We start from the raw sequence: 17,787 nt of genomic DNA, 5'->3' as shown, positions 1-17,787 counted from the left end.
GGGTTTTTCCCGGATTCGCGATGAATGGATGAGCTGCCTTAGCCCTCTATACGCGAAAAGTCCGCAACTTTGTGCACTGCAGCACGGAAGCGGTCAAGCAGTCCCAGCCGCCCTGCCCGTTTGGCCGGGTCCGCATCGTTGACGGTAACGCTCTCGAAGAACGCGTCGATCGGCGCGCGCAATGTGGCGAGCGCGGCCATGGCGGCGGTGAAATCTTCCGCCGCAACAGCCGCTTCGGCACGCGGTTCGGCCGCATCGAGCGCATCGACGAGGGCCTGTTCGGCAGGCTCGCGGGTGTATTCTGTTTCAGCCCCAAGTCCGTTCGCATCGAGCGAAGTCGAGATGCCGTGCGCCGGTGTCTCGACTTCGCTCGACACGAACGGCTGTTGGTAGCCTTCCTTCTTGAGGATATTGGCGGCGCGCTTGTACCCGGCGATGAGGTTCACGCCGTCCTCGGTGCCGACGAAGGCCTGCAGCGCGTGGACGCGGGCAAGCAGGCGGACGAGATCGTCCTCATCGCCGAGCGCGAAGACCGCGTCGATCAGGTCGTGGCGCACCCCGGCTTCGCGTTGTTGGACTTTGAGGCGGTCGGCGAAGAAGGCGAGTTCCGCAGGGCCCGCATCTAGCTTGAAGGCAAAACGCTCAGCAAACGGATCGGGAACCCCAGGATCGGCTTTACCACTCTCGTCAAAGCTCTTTGTTTCAGCGAGATACTGCTCGAAGCTGCCGAACTCACGATCGATTTCCTGAAGGTGATACTCACCAGCCAGAAGTCTGAACGCGCGAGCTAGCTGAAGGCGAACACCGGATTGGAGAATGCGGATAACGCCAATAGCTGCACGCCTGAGTGCATATGGGTCGCGTGACCCAGTCGGCTGCTCACCGATACCGAAGAAGCCGACAATCGTATCCAGCTTATCCGCCAGCGCCACAGCCACTGTCACCGGTGCGGTGGGCACTTCATCGCCCTGCCCGACCGGCTTGTAGTGATCGCGGATCGCATCGGCGACAGCGTCGGGCAAGCCCTCGGCGCGGGCGTAGTAGCCGCCCATCAGGCCCTGCAGTTCGGGGAATTCGCCGACCATTTCGGTGACGAGATCGGCCTTGCACAGCTCTGCAGCGATGCGCGCTTGCGCGGGATCGCAGCCGGGGACGATCCCCTCGCTAGCCAGCCATTCGGCGAGCTTGGCAACCCGCTCGACCTTGTCGGCGACGGTGCCGAGCTTCTCGTGGAACGTAATGCGCGCGAGCTTTTCGGCATGGACCGAAAGCGGCGTCTTGCGGTCCTGCTCCCAGAAGAAGCGCGCGTCGGAAAGGCGGGCGGCGAGGACCTTGCGGTTGCCTGCGACGATCATCGCGCCGCCGTCCTTCGCGGCGATATTGGCCGTGCAGACGAAAGCGTTGGCGAGCTTGCCCGCGCTATCACGGCAGATGAAGTACTTCTGGTTCACCCGCGCGGTGAGCTGGATGACTTCGGGCGGGACTTCGAGGAACGCCTCGTCGAAGCGGCCGAGCAGCGGCACGGGCCATTCGGTGAGGCCGGCGTTCTCGATGACGAGGCCTTCATCCTCGACCAGCACGAGGCCGGCATCGGCAGCCGCCTTCTTCGCGCCCTCGCGGACGATCCCTTCACGCTCGACATGATCGACGATCACATGGGCGTCGCGCAGCTTGGCGGCGTAGTCGTCCACACCGTCGATGGTGATCTCGCCGCTGTGGTGGAAGCGGTGGCCCATCGTGGTGCGGCCCGAGCGGATGCCGCCGATTTCGCAATCGACCACTTCGCCGCCGAGCAGCGCGATGATGCCGGAAAGCGGGCGAACCCAGCGCAGGCTCTCCGGCTGGAGGCTCGCCGCGCCCCAGCGCTGCGACTTGGGCCAGGGGAAGGCGCGGATGATCGCGGGGATCGCTTCGGCCAGCACATCGGTGGCAGCGCGACCCGGCTTTTCGACTACGGCAAACCACACGCCGTCGCGCTCGGTCAGCTGGTCCTTGGTGAGGCCCGTCTTGCGCAGGAAACCTTCGAGCGCCTGCTCGGGCGCGGAAGTGCGCGGGCCCTTGGTCTCTTCGCTCACCGCTTGGGTGGCGAGCGGCAGGCCCCTCGCGATGAGCGTGAGACGGCGCGGGGTGGACCACACCGTCAGCGCGCCGACGGCAAGCCCTGCGGCCTCCATCTCGCGGCGGAACAGCTTTTCGAGATCGGCGCGCGCGCCGGCCTGCATCCGCGCCGGGATTTCCTCCGAGCGCAGTTCGAGGAGGAAATCTGCGACCGTGCCTGGTGTCTCGACTTCGCTCGACACGAACGGGGTTGGGGAATTGCTCATGCCGTCCACCCCGGGAACTTCGCTTCCCATTCGGGGCGGTACTTCTCCATGTAGCCCTCGCACGAACCGCGCGCCAGATCGCGCACCCGGCCCATGTAGCTGGCGCGCTCCTGCACCGAGATCACGCCGCGCGCCTGCAGGAGGTTGAAGAGGTGGCTTGCCTCGATCGCCTGTTCGTAGGCGGCGATGGGCACCTTGGCCTCCAGCGCCTTGCGGCATTCGGCCTCGGCGCGGCGGAAGCCTTCGAACAGGGTTTCGGTGTCCGCCACCTCGAAGTTCCACGTCGACATCTGGCGCTCGTTCTCGAGGAACACGTCGCCGTAGCTCACGCCGTGGTTGTTGAACTTGAGGTCGTAGACGTTGTCGACGCCCTGAATATACATCGCGAGGCGTTCGAGGCCGTAGGTCAGCTCGCCCGCGACGGGCTTGCAATCGAAGCCGCCCATCTGCTGGAAATAGGTGAACTGGGTGACTTCCATGCCGTCGCACCAGACTTCCCAGCCCAGCCCCCAGGCGCCGAGCGTCGGCGATTCCCAGTCGTCTTCCACAAAGCGGATATCATGCAGCAGCGGATCGATGCCGATCGCGGCGAGGCTGCCGAGATAGAGCGCCTGCAGGTCCGGCGGGCTCGGCTTCATGATCACCTGATACTGGTAATAGTGCTGCAGCCGGTTCGGGTTCTCGCCATAGCGGCCGTCGGTCGGGCGGCGGCTCGGCTGGACATAGGCGGCATTCCACGGTTCGGGCCCGAGCGAGCGCAAGGTCGTCGCCGGGTGGAACGTGCCCGCGCCCATGCGCATGTCATAGGGCTGCAGGATCAGGCAGCCCTTCGCGCCCCAATAGGCGTGGAGCGCAAGGATCATGTCCTGCACGCTGAGGGGGGAAGCGGCGGTGGTTGCGGTGTCGGCCATGGCCCGCGCGCTTTGGCCGATTGCATGCGGCAAATCAACCGGCAGGCGGGGCCGGAACGGCGGGTTCTTGCGCTGCCTGCCCGGTTCGTTCATCCCTTGGGGGCAATGATGCGCTTTGTCCCTCCCCTCCGCCGGCTGCTCGCGGCCTTCCTGCTGATCGCGCTGGCGGCTTGCGGATCGGCCAAACCGCCCTCGGATGAGGCGGCCAAGGTCGCGCTCTGGGCGATTTCGGACAACACGGGGGTTCACGGCTGGCTGCTCGGCACCGTCCATTCGCTGCCGCGCGGGACACAGTGGCGCCGCCCGGTGATCGATGGGGCAATCACCAATGCGGACCGGCTGGTGCTCGAGATCGGCGATGCGCTCAATCCGCAGATCGCGGGCGAAGCGCTGGGCAAGCTGGCGTTCACCCCCGGCCTGCCGCCGCCGAGCGAACGCGTCGGCGTGAAGTTCCGCGGTGATCTCGCCAAGGTCTACAAGGACCTTTCGCTGAACGACGCGCAGTTCAAGGATCAGGAAAGCTGGGCGGTGGCACTGCAGATCGCGGCCATCGGTGGACTCAAGCAGGGGATGGAGCCCGACAGCGGGGTGGAGCCCGAACTGCGCAAGGTGATCGGCGCCAAGCCGGTCACGGGGCTGGAGACGATCGACAGCCAGTTCGGGATCTTCGACGCGCTGCCGGAACGCGCACAGACCGTGCTGCTGGAGCAAGTCGCGCACGAGGCGGCGGACAACCGCGATGACGACAAGGACATGCTCGCGCTGTGGCTGCGCGGCGATGAACTGGGCATCGCGAGGGAAGCGCAGACGGGCTTCCTTGCCGATCCGGAGCTGCGTTCGGCGCTGCTCACCCGGCGCAACCTCGCCTGGGCGAACCAGATCGATGCGATGCTGAAGGCGGGGGCGAAACCCTTCATCGCGGTGGGCGCGGCTCATGTGGCCGGTGTCGACGGCCTGCCGCGCCTCCTCGAAGCGCGCGGTTGGCTGGTGAAGCGGGTCTACTGAGGGCCGCCGCCCCGGCTTCTGCTTGCTTTTTCCACAGTAGTCGCTAAGGGCCGCCGCTTCCTGCGTGCATGGTCATCCCTGGAGGCGTGGCGCAAGGAAATCGGTTGAACCTATAACGTGAAGGTACGGACAATGAGCGATACGCTGCATCTGCCGGCCGAGACGCGTGAACGGGCTGGCAAGGGAGCCTCCCGTGCACTTCGTCGCGAAGGCCGCACCCCCGCCGTGATCTATGGCGGCAATCAGGATCCGGTTGCGATCCACGTCGAGGAAAAGGAACTGCGCCGCCAGCTCGGCACGGGCCACTTCTTCAACTCGATCGTCGAGCTCACTGTCGGCGGCGAAACCGTTCGCACGCTGCCCAAGGACGTTGCCTTCCACCCGGTTTCGGAGCGCCCGCTCCACGCCGATTTCCTGCGCATCTCGGCTGACCGCGCGGTCGAAGTCTCGGTGCCGGTGATCTTCGTCAACGAAGCCAAGTCGCCCGGCCTCAAGAAGGGCGGCGTGCTGAACATCGTCCGCCACGAGCTCGAGCTGATCTGCGAAGCGGACAAGATCCCCGACGATATCGCTGTCGACGTTTCGGGCGTGGACGTGGGCGATTCGATCCACATCAGCAGCGTCACGCTGCCGGCGGGTTCGCGCTCGGCGATCACCGACCGCGACTTCACCATCGCGACGATCGTTGCTCCCTCGGCTCTCAAGAGCGCCGAAGGCGACAACGAGACTCCGGCCGCCTGATCGTCGGCTGAGAGATTGCGGGCCGGTCTCCTCGGGGACTGGCCCGATTCCTTTCCGTCACCCCGGACTTGGCCGGGGTCCTGCTTGATCCGCCATGGCGGCGCGCGTAGCGGGACCCCGGATCATGTCCGGGGTGATGTCGTTTTGGCCACTCGGTTTCGAAAAGAGGAGTGCGCGCGATGCAGCTCTGGGTCGGCCTCGGCAATCCCGGGCCTCAATACGCCCTTCACCGGCACAATGTCGGATTCATGGCGCTCGATACCATCGCCGAAGTGCATGCTTTCGGCCCAGTGCAGAAGAAGTTCCAGGGCTGGGTGCAGGATGGGCGGATCGGTTCGGAGCGGATCATCCTCCTCAAGCCCGCGACCTTCATGAACGAGAGCGGCCGCGCGGTGAGCGAGGCGCTGCGGTTCTACAAGCTGGGGCCGGAGGCGCTGACGGTGTTCCATGACGAGCTCGATCTCGCGGCTTTCAAAGTCAAGGTGAAGCAGGGCGGCGGGCATGCCGGGCACAATGGTCTGCGCTCGATCGACCAGCACATCGGGCCGGAGTTCCGCCGCGTGCGGCTCGGCATCGGGCATCCCGGAAACAAGGACCGCGTGACCGGATACGTCCTAGGTAACTTCGCCAAGGCCGAGCAGGACGACCTCGTGACCATGCTCGGCGCGGTTGCCGGAGAAGCAGGATGGCTCGCAAAGGGCGATATTGTGCGGTTCATGAGCGATGTGGCACTGCGCCAATCTTAATACATGTTAACGTCGGCCCCGCTTACAGTTATGGTACTTCCAAACGGACATTAACCACCCAAGCCAGCAGAAATGCGTATTTGGCACCAAGTTTGCTTTGTCGGCGCTTAACCACGGTTTTCTGGCAAGGGGACTAAACCATGAAACGCATCCTGCTTACTTCGGCAGCCCTTCTGGGCATGGCCGCGATTTCGACGCCGGCCTCGGCCTGGTTCAAGCACACCCACTACTGCAACTGCGGCCACCCGAGCGGCGGCAGCATGTGCGGCAGCTCGAGCACGAGCTCGACGACCACGGGTGGCACCACCACCACCGGCGGCACCACGACCACTTCGACCACCGGCGGCACGACCACCACGGGCGGCACCACTACAACCGGTGGCACGACCACTACGGGTGGCACGACGACGACTGGCGGTACGACAACGACCGGCGGCACGACGACGACCGGCGGCACCTCCACTTCGGGCGGCTCGACCGGCGGCACTCCGGTTCCGGAACCGGGCATGCTCGGCATGATGGGCCTCGGCTTTGTCGGCCTTGCCCTGGCGCGTCGCCGCCGCCGCTGATCTGGCTATCCCCTGCCCCACACCCCGTCCTTCAGGGCGCTGCCTCAGCCCCTGAAGGACCGGAAGGGCGGCAGGTCTTCAGCTTCCCGCGTTCACCGCGCGCGCAAGATCGGCGCGGATAACCCGGTTCGCCGGATCGAGCTGGCTGGCCTGCTTCATCAGCCGCAGCATCTGATCGCGGTCCGTGCCCTGCTCCAGCCGCACCAGCGCGGCCATGTGCAAGTTGTCGGCATTGCGCGGCGCGAGTTCGAGCGCGCGATCGGCATAGCCCAGCGCCGCTGCCGCCTGACCCGACCGCAGCGCCGCAAGCGCCATGCGGCGGAGCACTTCGGCATCGTTCTCATGGCCCGGAATTTGCCCGAAGGCGGTGAGCGCGGCGGGCCAGTCCTGCCGGACGAGCGCGGCTTGTCCGGCACCGGCGCGTTGCTGGTTGGCTTTGAGATCCGGTGACTGCAGCCGGGCCTGTAGCACACCGGCAGACGGATCCTTCGCCGCTTTTGCTGCCCGCAGCGCCAGATCGAGTTCGCGCTCTCCGGCCAGCACCGAGTCCGACAGCGGCTGCACGGTGCGCTGTGCGGTCCGCGCATCGCCCACCGCCAGCTGCGCTTCAGCCAGCATGAGCCGCGCGTAGGGGTTCTGCGGCGAGAGCAGCAGGGCCCTCGCAAACAGCGCGCGCGCGTGTTCGGGGTGGCCCAGTCGCAGCAGTGCTTCGGCATAGCTCATGCCATTGGCCGAGCGCGGATCGAGCGTGGCTTCCTGCCCGACGAGCGTCTTGCGCACCGTTTCCCAATCGCCCTTCTCCGAGGCGAGCAGCACGGTGAGATCGATCACCTCCGGGTGGTTCGGCGCGAGTTTTGCGGCGCGGGCGACGATCTGCTGCGCGGCGTCGATCTGCCCTTCCATGTCCGCAAGGCTGGCGAGCGCAGTCAGCGGCTCCACGCGCGAAGGGAAGGTATCGGCGGCGGCCGTGAAACTTTGCTTGGCAGACGGCAATTGCCCCAGCTGCGTCGCCAGCATCCCCGCTGTCATCAGCGTATCGAGCCGCTTGGGCCCAAGCTGGCGCAGGGTTTCGACGGCCTTGGCGGCGGCAGGATAGTCCTGCGCCGAGATCAGGAAGCGCGCGTAATCATGCACCAGCGCATAGTCGCGCGGGTCGGCGGCAAGGCCCCGGCGCAAGGCATCGAGCGCGGCGGGGGAATCGTCGAGAGCGGTGTGGGCCGCCGCACGCAGGCGCCAGGCGCCGGCCGTTTCATCCTGACCGAGCAGATGGAGCGCGGCGCGGGCCTGTCCGCGCAGGATCGCCGCTTCGGCTTTCATCCGGACGAGTTCGGCACTGGTGAAACCCTGTTCCTCAAGCCGGGTCAGCGTCGACTGCGCGCCGTCGCCATCGCCGAGCTTGAGCTGGGTGCGGGCGAGCAGAAGCTGCATGTCGCGGTTGCTGCCATCGCTGTCGAGCGCGCCGAGCACAGCCGTCCGGGCGGCGGCATAGTCTTCCGCCGCGAAGGCGTTCTGCGCAGAGGCATACTGCGCCGCCGGATCGGCGCGCGAGCAGGCGGCGAGCAGCAGGAGGCCGGCAAGGAGTGCGGAGCGCTTCACGGCTCACCAATACTACCTAAGCTCTGAAATTTCGGTGAAGCGGGCTCCGGCGCTCCGGCGGGGCCAATCGTCGGAATGGTTTACAAGCGGGGCTTCGTTAATCATCCGAAACGGCGTGTTTTGGCGACTGGCATGGTGTTTGCGTAGAGTGTGTCGGACCACATTTTAACCACTCAGGGGCAGGGAAATGAACACTTACGCAAAGTTCGCAGTGGCCATCGCGGCTTCACTGTCGATGGCTTCTCCGGCACTCGCCGACTCGATGCTGTTCAACTCAAGCGACATCGGCAAGACCGTGACGCTCGACTACAACGGATATTCGAGCAACGGCGGCGCCTCGATCACCGGCCTGACCGGCTCGACCACCTTCACGCTGACCGGTGTTTCGGGCAACGATTACACCTTCGACTATTCGGTCACGAACACGAGCTCGGCCCCGGTGACCGACTCGCGCATCTCGGGCTTCGCGTTCAACACCGACCCGACGATCACCGGTGCGGCCTCGACCGGTGCCTACGGGTTCACGACGCTCAATTCGAACTATCCCAACGGCATCGGCACCGTCGACGTCTGCTTCAAGGACGCCAACACCAATTCCTGCGCCGGCGGCGGCAGCGGCGGTCTTACGCTGGGCCAGACCGGCACCGGCAGCTTCACCCTGAGCTTCGCCTCGCCGGTTTCGGCGCTGACGCTGAGCGACTTCTATGTGCGCTACCAGTCGATCACCGGCGTCCCCGGCGTCAGCTCGGCGACCGGCGCGGGCACGATCAACACCAGCACGACCAGCGGCGGCAGCACGACCAGCACCTCGACGGGCGGTACGCCGGTTCCGGAGCCGGGCATGCTCGGCCTGTTCGGTGCGGGCATCGTCGGTCTGGCACTGGCACGTCGCCGGAATTCGGGCCGCCGTCCGGTGGCGCGCCTGACGCTCGCCGCGGCCTGAGCCGCGCTTTCCTGAAGCCCCACGAATGCGAAAGGGCTCCGACCTCGCGGTCGGGGCCCTTTTTGCGTTGATCAGCCGCGCTGCGCTTCGGCGAGGTGGCGGGCGATGGTCTGGTTCTGCGGCGCCTTCTGCGCGGCGCGGCGGAGCAGATCGAGCGCGCGGTCGCGGTTGCCGCCGGTCTGGTGGAGCAGCCAGCCCATCGTGTCCATGATCGACGGGTCCTCCGGTGCGACCTGGATCGCGCGCTGGGCGAACTGGAGCGCCTTGTCCTTGTTGCCGACCTGCGCCTGCGCCCAGGCCATGTTGTTGAGCACGAGCGGGCTGCGGCCATCGGTGAGCGCGAGGATCTGCTCGTAGGCGGTGATCGCATTGCCCCAGTTGCTCGCCTTCATCGCGGCATCGGCGGCGCTGAGCGCCTGCCCCAGCGACTGCGGCGAGGGATAGCGCGCGCGGGCGGCGAAGAACGCCGCGTTGGGATCGCCCGCCGCCTCGGCCGCCTTGGCGAGGAGGCGCAGGTCCTCGACGCTGGCGGTCTTGCTGCGAGCGAAGGGCGTGAGGGTCTGCACCGCGCCGGCGGCGTCATCGCCGGCAAGCTGCGCCTTGCCGAGCTCGCGCCGCAGGACGACACTTTCGGGATGGCGGGCGAGCATCGGGGCGAGGCGGGCGCGGGCCTGTTCGGGCTGGCCGATCTGGGTGAGCGCCTGCGCATAGAGCACCTGCGCGTCGTCGCGGTCCTTGAGCTTGTCCTCATTGGCCTGAAGGATGTCGCGGGTGGACGTCCAGTCCCCCTTGGCGGAGGCGAGGCGCGCCTTGAGGTAGGCGAGCGTGCCGTCGGTGGTCTTGCCCTGGAAGCCCGAGAGCAGCGCCGCCAGTTCATCGGTGCGGCCGAGATCGCCGAGAATGCCGGCCTGCCCGGTGAGCGCAGGGAGATTGCCGGGGTATTCCTTGCCGGCCTTGGCATAGGCGGCGAGCGCCTTGCCGAGCTGGCCTTCCGCGGTGGCGACCTGGCCATCCACAAGCAGCGCATCGAGCAGATGGCCATCCGCCGCGAGCGCCTGATCGGCAAGGCCGCGCGCCGCCGCCGTATCGCCGTTCAGCAGCTTGAGGCGGGCGAAACTGGCGAGAGTCGGCGCGTGCTTCGGATCGACGGCCAGCGCGGACTGGAAGGCCTGCTCCGCCCCGGCCCTGTTGTCGCCGGTCAGCAGCGCGAGGCCCTTGAGGCGCAGGCCGGCGGCGGACTTGTCATCGCCCAGCGCCGTCAAGGCTTCCTGCGTCTGCCCGCGCAGCAAGGCGGCTTCGGCGAGGAGGCGGCCCAAATCGGCGGGCTTGCTGGCGAGGGCGGCGAGCTTTTCGAGGCTGGCCCCGGCCGCGATGCCGTCGCCCATAGCGAGCGCGTTGCGGGCGTGGAGTTCGAGCAGGCCTGCGTCGTTCGGATTGGCGGCCATCGCGATCCCGAGATCGGTCTGCGCCGCGAGATAGTTGTGCGCGGCATATTCGTCGCGCGCCTTGGCGGCGGCGGCCTTGGGATCGGCGCCGCAGCCGCCGACCATCAGGGCCATCGCCAGGGCCGAGAGCGCGAGGGCGGACGGGAATTTGCGGTTCATCGGATCGGTTCCTTCGGCGCCCGCACCGGGGGCATTACATTCGGAACGGACCTAACCGGCAATCCTTGAAGTTTTGGTGAAGAGGACGTGAATTCAGCCGACCCAGCCGGCGATGGCGCCTGCCTCGATCCCCTTGCCCAAGGTGAAGCTGGAACCGATCGCCGCGACAACGGCAGTGCGCCGGTCGAGACCGAGCAACTGGCGCAGCCGGACGGTCGCCTCGATCCCGGTGCAATGCGCGGCAAACAGGTAGGCAAGGCCCTTGAGCCGCCCCGCCGTCTCGACAAGCACCGTGTCGGGCTTGCCGAACAGATGGATGCCGCCGATCACGGCGTGGAGGCGGGTGTCGCCGGTGATGGCCTTGGCGTCGTCCGCAATGTTCATGATCCCGGCATGGCCGCAGCCGGTGACGATGACCACGCCCTGCGCGGTATCGATGACCAGTGAAGTATCCTCGCGCAGTGTATCGAGAACGAGCTGGCCGCCTGTCTTGATGAAGAGGCCGGGGTTCCAGTTCGTCTCGGCATGGCCGCGCGGCACTGGCCCGGTGAGCCACACGCCGGAGGCGATCTCGGCCGGACCGGACAGCTGCTGGATGCGGCCGCCGGTATCGAGATAGGCCTTGGCGAGCGCCGGGAAGCCGTTCTCGCTCTCGCCCTTCCCATCCTTGTGATAGCGCGGCTCGAAGATGCCCTCCCCCACATAGTGGTGCGAGAGCGCACCGGGATTCTTTTGCATCAGGGCCTTGCGCAAGGTGATCAGCCCGCCGGTGTGGTCATCGTGGAAATGCGAGATCACCACATCCTCGACGGTGGAAAGATCGATGTGCAACGCCTCGGCATTCTTGAGGACCACATCGGGATTCGCGCCGGTATCGAACAGGATGCGACGGCCATCGACCTCGACAAGCGCAGCATAGCCCCATTCGCCGAGGCCTTCGTAATCGGCCAGCATGGTGGAAAGCGTGGTGACCTTGACTGCTTGCGCCTGATGGCCGGCGCCCGATGCAGCGTGTGCCGCAGTGCCGGTCAATGCTGCAAGGAGCAGCAGCGTCCATGCCATCCAGTGCTTCATATCGCCCGCGCCCCCTTGACCTTGCCGCTTGGGGATACCATCGCGCGCTTCACGGCATCGGGCAAGCCATTCGCCCGCTGCGATGGACAAGGATCGAACGATGGGTTTTCGCTGCGGGATTGTCGGGCTGCCGAACGTGGGCAAGTCGACGCTGTTCAACGCGCTGACCGAGACGCAGGCGGCGCAGGCGGCGAACTATCCGTTCTGCACGATCGAGCCGAACATCGGCAACGTGGGCGTGCCCGATCCGCGGCTGGACAAGCTGGCGGCCATCGCCGGGAGCCAGAAGATCATCCCGACGCAGCTGGGCTTTGTCGACATTGCGGGGCTGGTGCGCGGGGCTTCGAAGGGCGAAGGGCTGGGCAACCAGTTCCTCGGCAATATCCGCGAGGTGGACGCGATTGTTCACGTGCTGCGCTGCTTCGAGAACGCGGACATCCAGCATGTCGACAACAAGGTCGATCCGATCTCGGACGCCGAGACGGTCGAGACAGAGCTGATGCTTTCGGACCTCGAGAGCCTCGAGAAGCGGGTGCCCGCCGCGCAGAAGAAGGCGGCGCAGGGCGACAAGGAAGCCAGGATCACCGCTTCGGTGCTGGGGCAGGCGCTGGAACTGCTGCGGCAGGGCAAGCCCGCGCGGCTGACGGTGCCCAAGGACGACGAGGAAGCGCGCGTGTTTGCACAGGCGCAGCTGATTACCGCCAAGCCGGTGCTCTATGTGTGCAACGTGGAGGAAGAGGCCGCCGCGACCGGCAACGATTTCTCCGCGCGGGTGATCGAGAAGGCCAGGGCCGAGGGTGCCAATGCGGTGATCGTTTCCGCCGCGATCGAGGCCGATATCGTCACCATGCCGGTCGAGGACCGCGCCGAGTTCCTCTCCGCGCTCGGCCTTGAGGAAGCCGGGCTCGCGAAGATCATCCGCGCGGGCTACGATCTCCTGCACTTGCTCACCTTCTTCACCGTCGGGCCGAAGGAAGCGCGGGCCTGGACGATCCACGCCGGGGCCAAGGCGCCCGAAGCGGCGGGCGAGATCCATTCGGACATGCAGCGCGGCTTCATCCGCGCCGAGACGATTGCCTACGAGGACTTCGTCACGCTGGGCGGCGAAGCGGCGGCGCGCGATGCGGGCAAGCTGCGGCAGGAAGGCAAGGAATACGTGGTGCGCGACGGCGACGTGATGCACTTCAAGTTCAACGTATAAGGCGCTGATCATGCAGTATTACGAGGATCTGGAAGTCGGCCGGGTGACCAAGTTCGGGCACTACGAAGTGACGCGCGAGGAAGTGATCGAGTTCGCGCGCAAGTACGATCCGCAGGCCTTCCACCTTGATGACGACGCGGCCGCGAAGACGCACTTCGGGCGGCTTTCGGCAAGCGGGTGGCATACCGCGGCGATGACGATGTCGATGACGGTGGCGAACCTGCTCAACAACAAGCAGGCGGGGCTCGGCTCGCCGGGGGTGGACGAGCTGCGCTGGATCAAGCCGGTCTATCCCGGCGACACGCTGCGCTGCGAGAACACGCTGCTGGAAAAGCGCCGCAGCAAGTCGAAGCCGGAAATGGGCATCATCAAGGGCGAGACGCGGGTCTACAACCAGCATGACGAGCTGGTGATGAGCTTCAAGGCGCTCGGGCTGGTGGCGACGCGCGATCCCGGCGGCGCGGACTGAATGGAAATCCGGCCTTACCAGCCGGCGGATTTTGGCGCGCTGGACGCGCTCTGGCGCGAGGCCTTCCCGAACGATCCGCCGCGCAACCGGGCCGACCGGTCGGTTCCGGCCAAGCTGGCGATGAACGACGACCTGCTGTTCGTGGCGGTGGAGGACGGCGTGGTGATCGGCTCGATCATGGCCGGGTATGACGGGCACCGGGGGTGGCTCTATTCGGTCGCGGTGCGCCAGTCGGCCAAGCGGCGCGGCGTGGGCACGGCGCTGGTGCAGAGGGCGGAAGCAGCGCTGCGGGCGCTGGGGTGCCCCAAGATCAACCTGCAGGTGCGCAGCACCAATGCCGCGGTGATCGCGTTCTACCAGCGGCTGGGCTTCGCGGTGGAAGACCACATCAGCATGGGGCGGCGGCTGTAGGCGGGTTAGGGCCCGTCGGATTCGACGGCGAGTGAAACACCTCAGTAGTTCGTCATTGCGAGCGCAGCGAAGCAATCCAGAGCGTCATGCGCGCCCGCCCTGGATTGCTTCGCTACGCTCGCAATGACGAGGACTGGGATAGGACTCTGCGGCGTGTTGGATTTACTGGCGCGGCGCTGCGGTGTTCGGGCATTGGGGAGTGATCGCGCGACCGGTGCGGCGCCTGCACTGGCGCTGCGGGGAGGGCGTCGTGTTCCGCCGGTTGCGAGTGGCCGGATGGGCAGAAGAGGTCCGGCGCAGCCATTTGGTCGATCATGGCCCGGGACCGGGGTAGCGGCTCGCGTGCGTGCCGGTCTTTGCTCGCACCGGGACGAAGCCGATGGGAGCCATGATCTGCGTGCTGGCGCGGTAGATTGCCTGGCCAAGGACTTGGGGGAGACCGCCCCACCTTGAACCCGCAGCCCGCACCGGTCGCGTTGGCGTTTTACGGCCAAAGGAGCGAGGGCGAGGCCGGCCTAGCCTGCTCCCGATCTGGGCGGAGCGTATAACCTATATGGTTCGTTTTGTCAAGGGTGGAGGCACATGGCTTCGTCATTCCCGCGCAGGCGGGAATCCAGGGGTGCTGGCGCTGCGTTTGCCGCTCTGGATTCCCGCCTGCGCGGGAATGACGAAATGATTTTATTTCAATAGCTTGATTTAGCCTCGGTCACATCGGCTTGCACTGGACGACGCCCTTGGCGAAGAACTGGATGCGGCCGAGCGGGTCCATGATCGTCAGGCTGGTGGCGAGGGTCTTGACCACGCCGTTCTCGACCGGCTTGGCATCGGGCAGCGGGGCAAGGAGCAGGATGCGGTCCGGGCCTAGATATCGCGTACGGGCGGTTTCGGGGAGGATCTGGCTCTTCTTGTCGGCGGGGATGCGCTCGATCTTGCCCTTGACCTTGATGATCGCCTCGCCCTCCTGCGCCAGGGCGAGCGCGGACATGCCGCCGCCTTCGGGGGTGAAGTTGCAGCCCGCGCCGTAGAGCTCGTTGTCCTTGATGTCGGGATAGGTGATCGGCTCGGGCTGGACCGTGCTGGCGGGCGGCGGCGGTGGCGGCGCCCCGGGGCCGCACGCGGCGAGCAGGAAAACCGGAGCCAGAGCAAGTCGCCGCATCATTTCCTCCCGAAGAGCTTTTCGATATCGCCGTGGGCGAGCTTGATCCATGTCGGCCGCCCATGGTTGCACTGGCCGGAACGCGGCGTCACTTCCATTTCGCGCAGCAGCGCATTCATTTCGGGGACGCTGAGTACCCGCCCGGCCCTTACCGAACCATGGCAGGCCATGGTTGCCAAAACCAGATCGCGCTTCTCGCCGAGCAGCAGGGCGGCGCCGTTTTTCGCAAGATCGTCGGCGACATCGCGCACGAGCGCCTGCACGTCCCCGCCTTTGAGGACGGCGGGAACGGCACGGACGAGCATGGCGGCGGGACCGAAGCGTTCGAGCGCGAGGCCGTAGGTGGCGAGTTCGGCGGCGGCGTCTTCGAGCCGGTCGCAGGAGGGTTCGTCGAGCTCGACCACTTCAGGGAGCAGCAAGGCCTGCGCGGGGGCGGTGCCCTCCCCCGCCCCGGCGGCGCGCAGGCGTTCGAGCACCAGGCGTTCGTGCGCGGCGTGCTGGTCGACGAGGACGAGGCCATCCTCGGCTTCGGCGACGATGTAGGTCTGCGCGATCTGGCCGCGTGCGACGCCGAGGGGATGGCTGGTGACGGGCTCCACCGCCGGTTCGGCGCGGGCGGCGGGCGGCGCCATCAGGGCGGCTTCGTAGCCGCGCCAGGCTCGTCCGGCTTCGGAAACGCGGGCGGGTTCGCGGTGCTGCCAGAAGAGGTTCGACTGCGGCGCCACCACGGGCATGGGTGCAATCGGTTCGGCCTGCCAGGCCTGCATCGCGCCTGCATCGGGGGCCTGTGCGGAGCGGCGGTCGCCGGTGGTGAGCGCCTGGCGGAGGCCCGAGACGATCATCCCGCGCACGAGGGCCGGATCGCGGAAGCGCACTTCGGTCTTGGCAGGATGCACGTTTACGTCGACTTCTTCAGGCGGAACCTCAAGAAACAGCGCGAGGACCGCGTGCCGGTCGCGCGCGAGCATGTCGGCATAGGCGCCGCGCACCGCGCCGATCAGGAGCTTGTCCTTTACCGGGCGGCCGTTGACGAAGAGGTACTGGTGATCGGCGACGCCGCGGTTGTAGGTCGGCAGGCCGGCGACGCCCATCAGGTGATAGGGGCCGCGCAGCAGGTCGACCGCGACGGCGTTGTCGTGCAGCTCGCGCGCGACGAGCTGGGCGGTGCGGGCGGCGAGCGTGTCACCCGGCTGGACGTGGAGGGCGCGGCGGCCGTCATGCTCCAAGGTGAAGCCGACATCGGGCCGCGCGAGCGCGAGGCGGCGGACGACGTCGAGGCTGGCGGCCCATTCGGCGCGCGGGCTGCGCAGGAACTTGCGGCGGGCAGGGACTTTGCCGAAGAGGTCCTCGACCCGGACGCGGGTGCCCGGGGGGAGCGCGGCGGGGCCATCGGAGACGACGGTGCCGTGATCGACGACGCGCTGCCACGCTTCGCCCGTGGGGCCGGCGCGGCTTTCAATCGTGACGCGGGCGACCGAGGCGATGGAGGGAAGCGCTTCGCCGCGGAAGCCGAGGGTGGCGACCATCTCGATGGCTTCGTCAGGGAGCTTGGACGTCGCGTGCCGCTCCAGGGCCAGCGCGATCTCGTCTGCGCGCATGCCGCAGCCGTCGTCGGTGACTTCGATGAGCGAGAGGCCGCCTTCAGCGAGCCGCACGGAAATGTGGCTCGCGCCCGCATCGATGGCGTTCTCGACCAGCTCCTTGAGCGCGCTTGCCGGGCGCTCGACGACCTCGCCCGCCGCGATGCGGTTGACGAGGTTTTCAGGCAGGCGGCGGATGGTTCGGACCGGTTCGGACATGCGTCGCGGTACACTAGCGGTGAGCATACGGTTTTTCGAGACCAGCGGGCGCACTTATCCCGCAAAGTCGCACACAAAATATTGGGTTTTGCCGCGTTCGCCTGCTAATGCGCGCACTTCGCAAGCCCCGCCGGAGCCTACCTCGCCCTGAGTGCGGGCGGGCTCAACCGCAGTTTTATACGGATTTCCTGATGGCATCGTTGCTTTCCCGATTCTTCAAGTTCGGTTCCCAGAACATCGCAATCGATCTCGGCACCGCCAACACGCTGGTCTATGTGCAGGACCGGGGCATCGTGCTCAATGAACCGTCGGTCGTGGCGATCGAGACGATCAACGGCATCAAGCGCGTCAAGGCCGTGGGCGACGATGCCAAGATGATGATGGGCAAGACGCCTGACAATATCGAGGCGATCCGCCCCTTACGTGACGGCGTGATTGCCGACATCGAAGTCGCGGAAGAAATGATCAAGCATTTCATCCGCAAGGTGAACGGCTCGAAGAGCCTGCTGCGCTATCCCGAGATCGTGATCTGCGTGCCGTCCGGTTCGACTTCCGTGGAACGGCGCGCGATCCGCGATGCGGCGAGCAATGCGGGGGCGAGCCAGGTGTTCCTGATCCTCGAGCCGATGGCGGCGGCGATCGGCGCGGACATGCCCGTCACCGAGCCGGTGGGTTCGATGGTGGTCGACATCGGCGGCGGCACGACCGAAGTCGCGGTGCTGAGCTTGCGCGGTCTTGCCTATACCACCTCGGTGCGCGTGGGCGGCGACAAGATGGACGAAGCCATCGTTTCCTACGTGCGCCGCCGCCACAACCTGCTGATCGGCGAATCGACGGCGGAGCGGATCAAGAAGGACTTCGGCATCGCCACCGTGCCCGCCGACGGCGTGGGCGAGACGATCCACATCAAGGGCCGCGACCTTGTGAACGGCGTGCCCAAGGAAATCACCATCACGCAGGCCAATGTCGCCGAGGCGCTGTCCGAACCGATCGGCGCGATCGTCGAGGGCGTGCGCATCGCGCTCGAGAACACCGCGCCTGAACTCGCGGCGGACATCGTCGACCAGGGCATCGTGCTGACCGGCGGCGGCGCGCTGATCCGGGGGCTCGACGATCATCTGCGCGAGGAGACCGGCCTGCCCGTGAGCGTGGCGGAAGACCCGCTTTCGTGCGTGGCGCTGGGCACCGGCCGGGCGATGGAAGATCCGATCTACCGCGGCGTGCTGATGACGGCGTGA

At 66.7% G+C, this 17,787-nt stretch carries 16 protein-coding genes; 9 read left to right on the top strand and 7 right to left on the bottom strand.

Features of this window, described 5'->3' with window-relative positions; genetic code table 11:
- Positions 1-38 precede the first annotated feature (38 nt).
- Together glyS and NDB2M1_RS09705 are read right to left on the bottom strand one after the other, a co-directional pair.
- The gene (glyS, locus tag NDB2M1_RS09710; protein ID WP_072382584.1) at positions 39-2,324 is read right to left on the bottom strand and encodes a glycine--tRNA ligase subunit beta; all 2,286 of its coding nucleotides are present in this window, start codon (positions 2,322-2,324) and stop codon (positions 39-41) included.
- Positions 2,321-3,235: a glycine--tRNA ligase subunit alpha gene (locus tag NDB2M1_RS09705; protein ID WP_072382582.1), complete on the bottom strand. Its 915-nt coding sequence runs from the start codon at positions 3,233-3,235 to the stop codon at positions 2,321-2,323. Before NDB2M1_RS09705 ends, glyS begins: the two co-directional genes overlap by 4 nt.
- Positions 3,236-3,340: 105 nt before the next feature.
- On the opposite strand from NDB2M1_RS09705, the gene NDB2M1_RS09700 reads away from it, so the two are divergent.
- The 4 genes from NDB2M1_RS09700 (at position 3,341) to NDB2M1_RS09685 (ending at position 6,296) form a co-directional block, all read left to right on the top strand.
- Positions 3,341-4,240: a TraB/GumN family protein gene (locus tag NDB2M1_RS09700; protein ID WP_072381818.1), complete on the top strand. Its 900-nt coding sequence runs from the start codon at positions 3,341-3,343 to the stop codon at positions 4,238-4,240.
- A 132-nt stretch (positions 4,241-4,372) separates the two neighbouring features.
- Complete coding sequence (locus NDB2M1_RS09695; protein WP_054121957.1) at positions 4,373-4,981, top strand: 50S ribosomal protein L25/general stress protein Ctc; 609 nt, start codon at positions 4,373-4,375, stop codon at positions 4,979-4,981.
- A 179-nt stretch (positions 4,982-5,160) separates the two neighbouring features.
- Complete coding sequence (gene pth, locus NDB2M1_RS09690; RefSeq protein ID WP_072381817.1) at positions 5,161-5,727, top strand: aminoacyl-tRNA hydrolase; 567 nt, start codon at positions 5,161-5,163, stop codon at positions 5,725-5,727.
- A gap of 140 nt (positions 5,728-5,867) precedes the next feature.
- Entirely contained in the window at positions 5,868-6,296 is a 429-nt protein-coding gene (locus NDB2M1_RS09685) for a PEP-CTERM sorting domain-containing protein (RefSeq protein ID WP_072381815.1), read from the top strand.
- Positions 6,297-6,374: 78 nt separating this feature from the next.
- Here the strand turns inward: NDB2M1_RS09685 and NDB2M1_RS09680 are convergent, their stop codons facing one another.
- Entirely contained in the window at positions 6,375-7,892 is a 1,518-nt protein-coding gene (locus NDB2M1_RS09680) for a tetratricopeptide repeat protein (RefSeq protein ID WP_072381814.1), read from the bottom strand.
- Between the two features lie 187 nt (positions 7,893-8,079).
- Here NDB2M1_RS09680 and NDB2M1_RS09675 point away from each other — a divergent pair, with 187 nt between their 5' ends.
- Positions 8,080-8,835: a cistern family PEP-CTERM protein gene (locus NDB2M1_RS09675; protein WP_054121953.1), complete on the top strand. Its 756-nt coding sequence runs from the start codon at positions 8,080-8,082 to the stop codon at positions 8,833-8,835.
- A gap of 71 nt (positions 8,836-8,906) precedes the next feature.
- Here the strand turns inward: NDB2M1_RS09675 and NDB2M1_RS09670 are convergent, their stop codons facing one another.
- Together NDB2M1_RS09670 and NDB2M1_RS09665 are read right to left on the bottom strand one after the other, a co-directional pair.
- Complete coding sequence (locus tag NDB2M1_RS09670) at positions 8,907-10,439, bottom strand: tetratricopeptide repeat protein (protein ID WP_072381812.1); 1,533 nt, start codon at positions 10,437-10,439, stop codon at positions 8,907-8,909.
- A gap of 93 nt (positions 10,440-10,532) precedes the next feature.
- Entirely contained in the window at positions 10,533-11,513 is a 981-nt protein-coding gene (locus NDB2M1_RS09665; protein WP_072381810.1) for an MBL fold metallo-hydrolase, read from the bottom strand.
- 100 nt (positions 11,514-11,613) lie between these two features.
- Between NDB2M1_RS09665 and ychF the strand changes: the two genes are divergently transcribed.
- From ychF to NDB2M1_RS21750, 3 genes are read left to right on the top strand one after another with little or no spacing between them, the layout of a single operon-like run.
- Positions 11,614-12,714 (top strand): redox-regulated ATPase YchF, encoded by a 1,101-nt coding sequence (ychF, locus tag NDB2M1_RS09660; RefSeq protein ID WP_072382581.1) that lies wholly within the window; start codon positions 11,614-11,616, stop codon positions 12,712-12,714.
- 10 nt (positions 12,715-12,724) lie between these two features.
- The gene (locus tag NDB2M1_RS21755; protein ID WP_083554775.1) at positions 12,725-13,183 is read left to right on the top strand and encodes a MaoC family dehydratase; all 459 of its coding nucleotides are present in this window, start codon (positions 12,725-12,727) and stop codon (positions 13,181-13,183) included.
- On the top strand, positions 13,184-13,594 hold the full coding sequence (locus NDB2M1_RS21750; RefSeq protein ID WP_083554774.1) for a GNAT family acetyltransferase: 411 nt from the start codon (positions 13,184-13,186) through the stop codon (positions 13,592-13,594).
- Between the two features lie 706 nt (positions 13,595-14,300).
- Here NDB2M1_RS21750 and NDB2M1_RS09650 read toward each other — a convergent pair.
- Positions 14,301-14,750 (bottom strand): hypothetical protein, encoded by a 450-nt coding sequence (locus NDB2M1_RS09650; RefSeq protein ID WP_143146706.1) that lies wholly within the window; start codon positions 14,748-14,750, stop codon positions 14,301-14,303.
- Positions 14,750-16,549, bottom strand: coding sequence for a DNA mismatch repair endonuclease MutL (gene mutL, locus NDB2M1_RS09645; RefSeq protein WP_072381806.1), 1,800 nt, complete (start codon positions 16,547-16,549; stop codon positions 14,750-14,752). The genes NDB2M1_RS09650 and mutL overlap by 1 nt, the downstream gene beginning before the upstream one ends.
- Positions 16,550-16,740: 191 nt before the next feature.
- Here mutL and NDB2M1_RS09640 point away from each other — a divergent pair, with 191 nt between their 5' ends.
- Complete coding sequence (locus NDB2M1_RS09640; RefSeq protein WP_072381803.1) at positions 16,741-17,787, top strand: rod shape-determining protein; 1,047 nt, start codon at positions 16,741-16,743, stop codon at positions 17,785-17,787.

It is taken from the genome of Novosphingobium sp. NDB2Meth1, assembly GCF_900117425.1.
GTDB lineage: Bacteria > Pseudomonadota > Alphaproteobacteria > Sphingomonadales > Sphingomonadaceae > Novosphingobium.
This window is presented reverse-complemented; position numbering and strand designations above follow the sequence as displayed.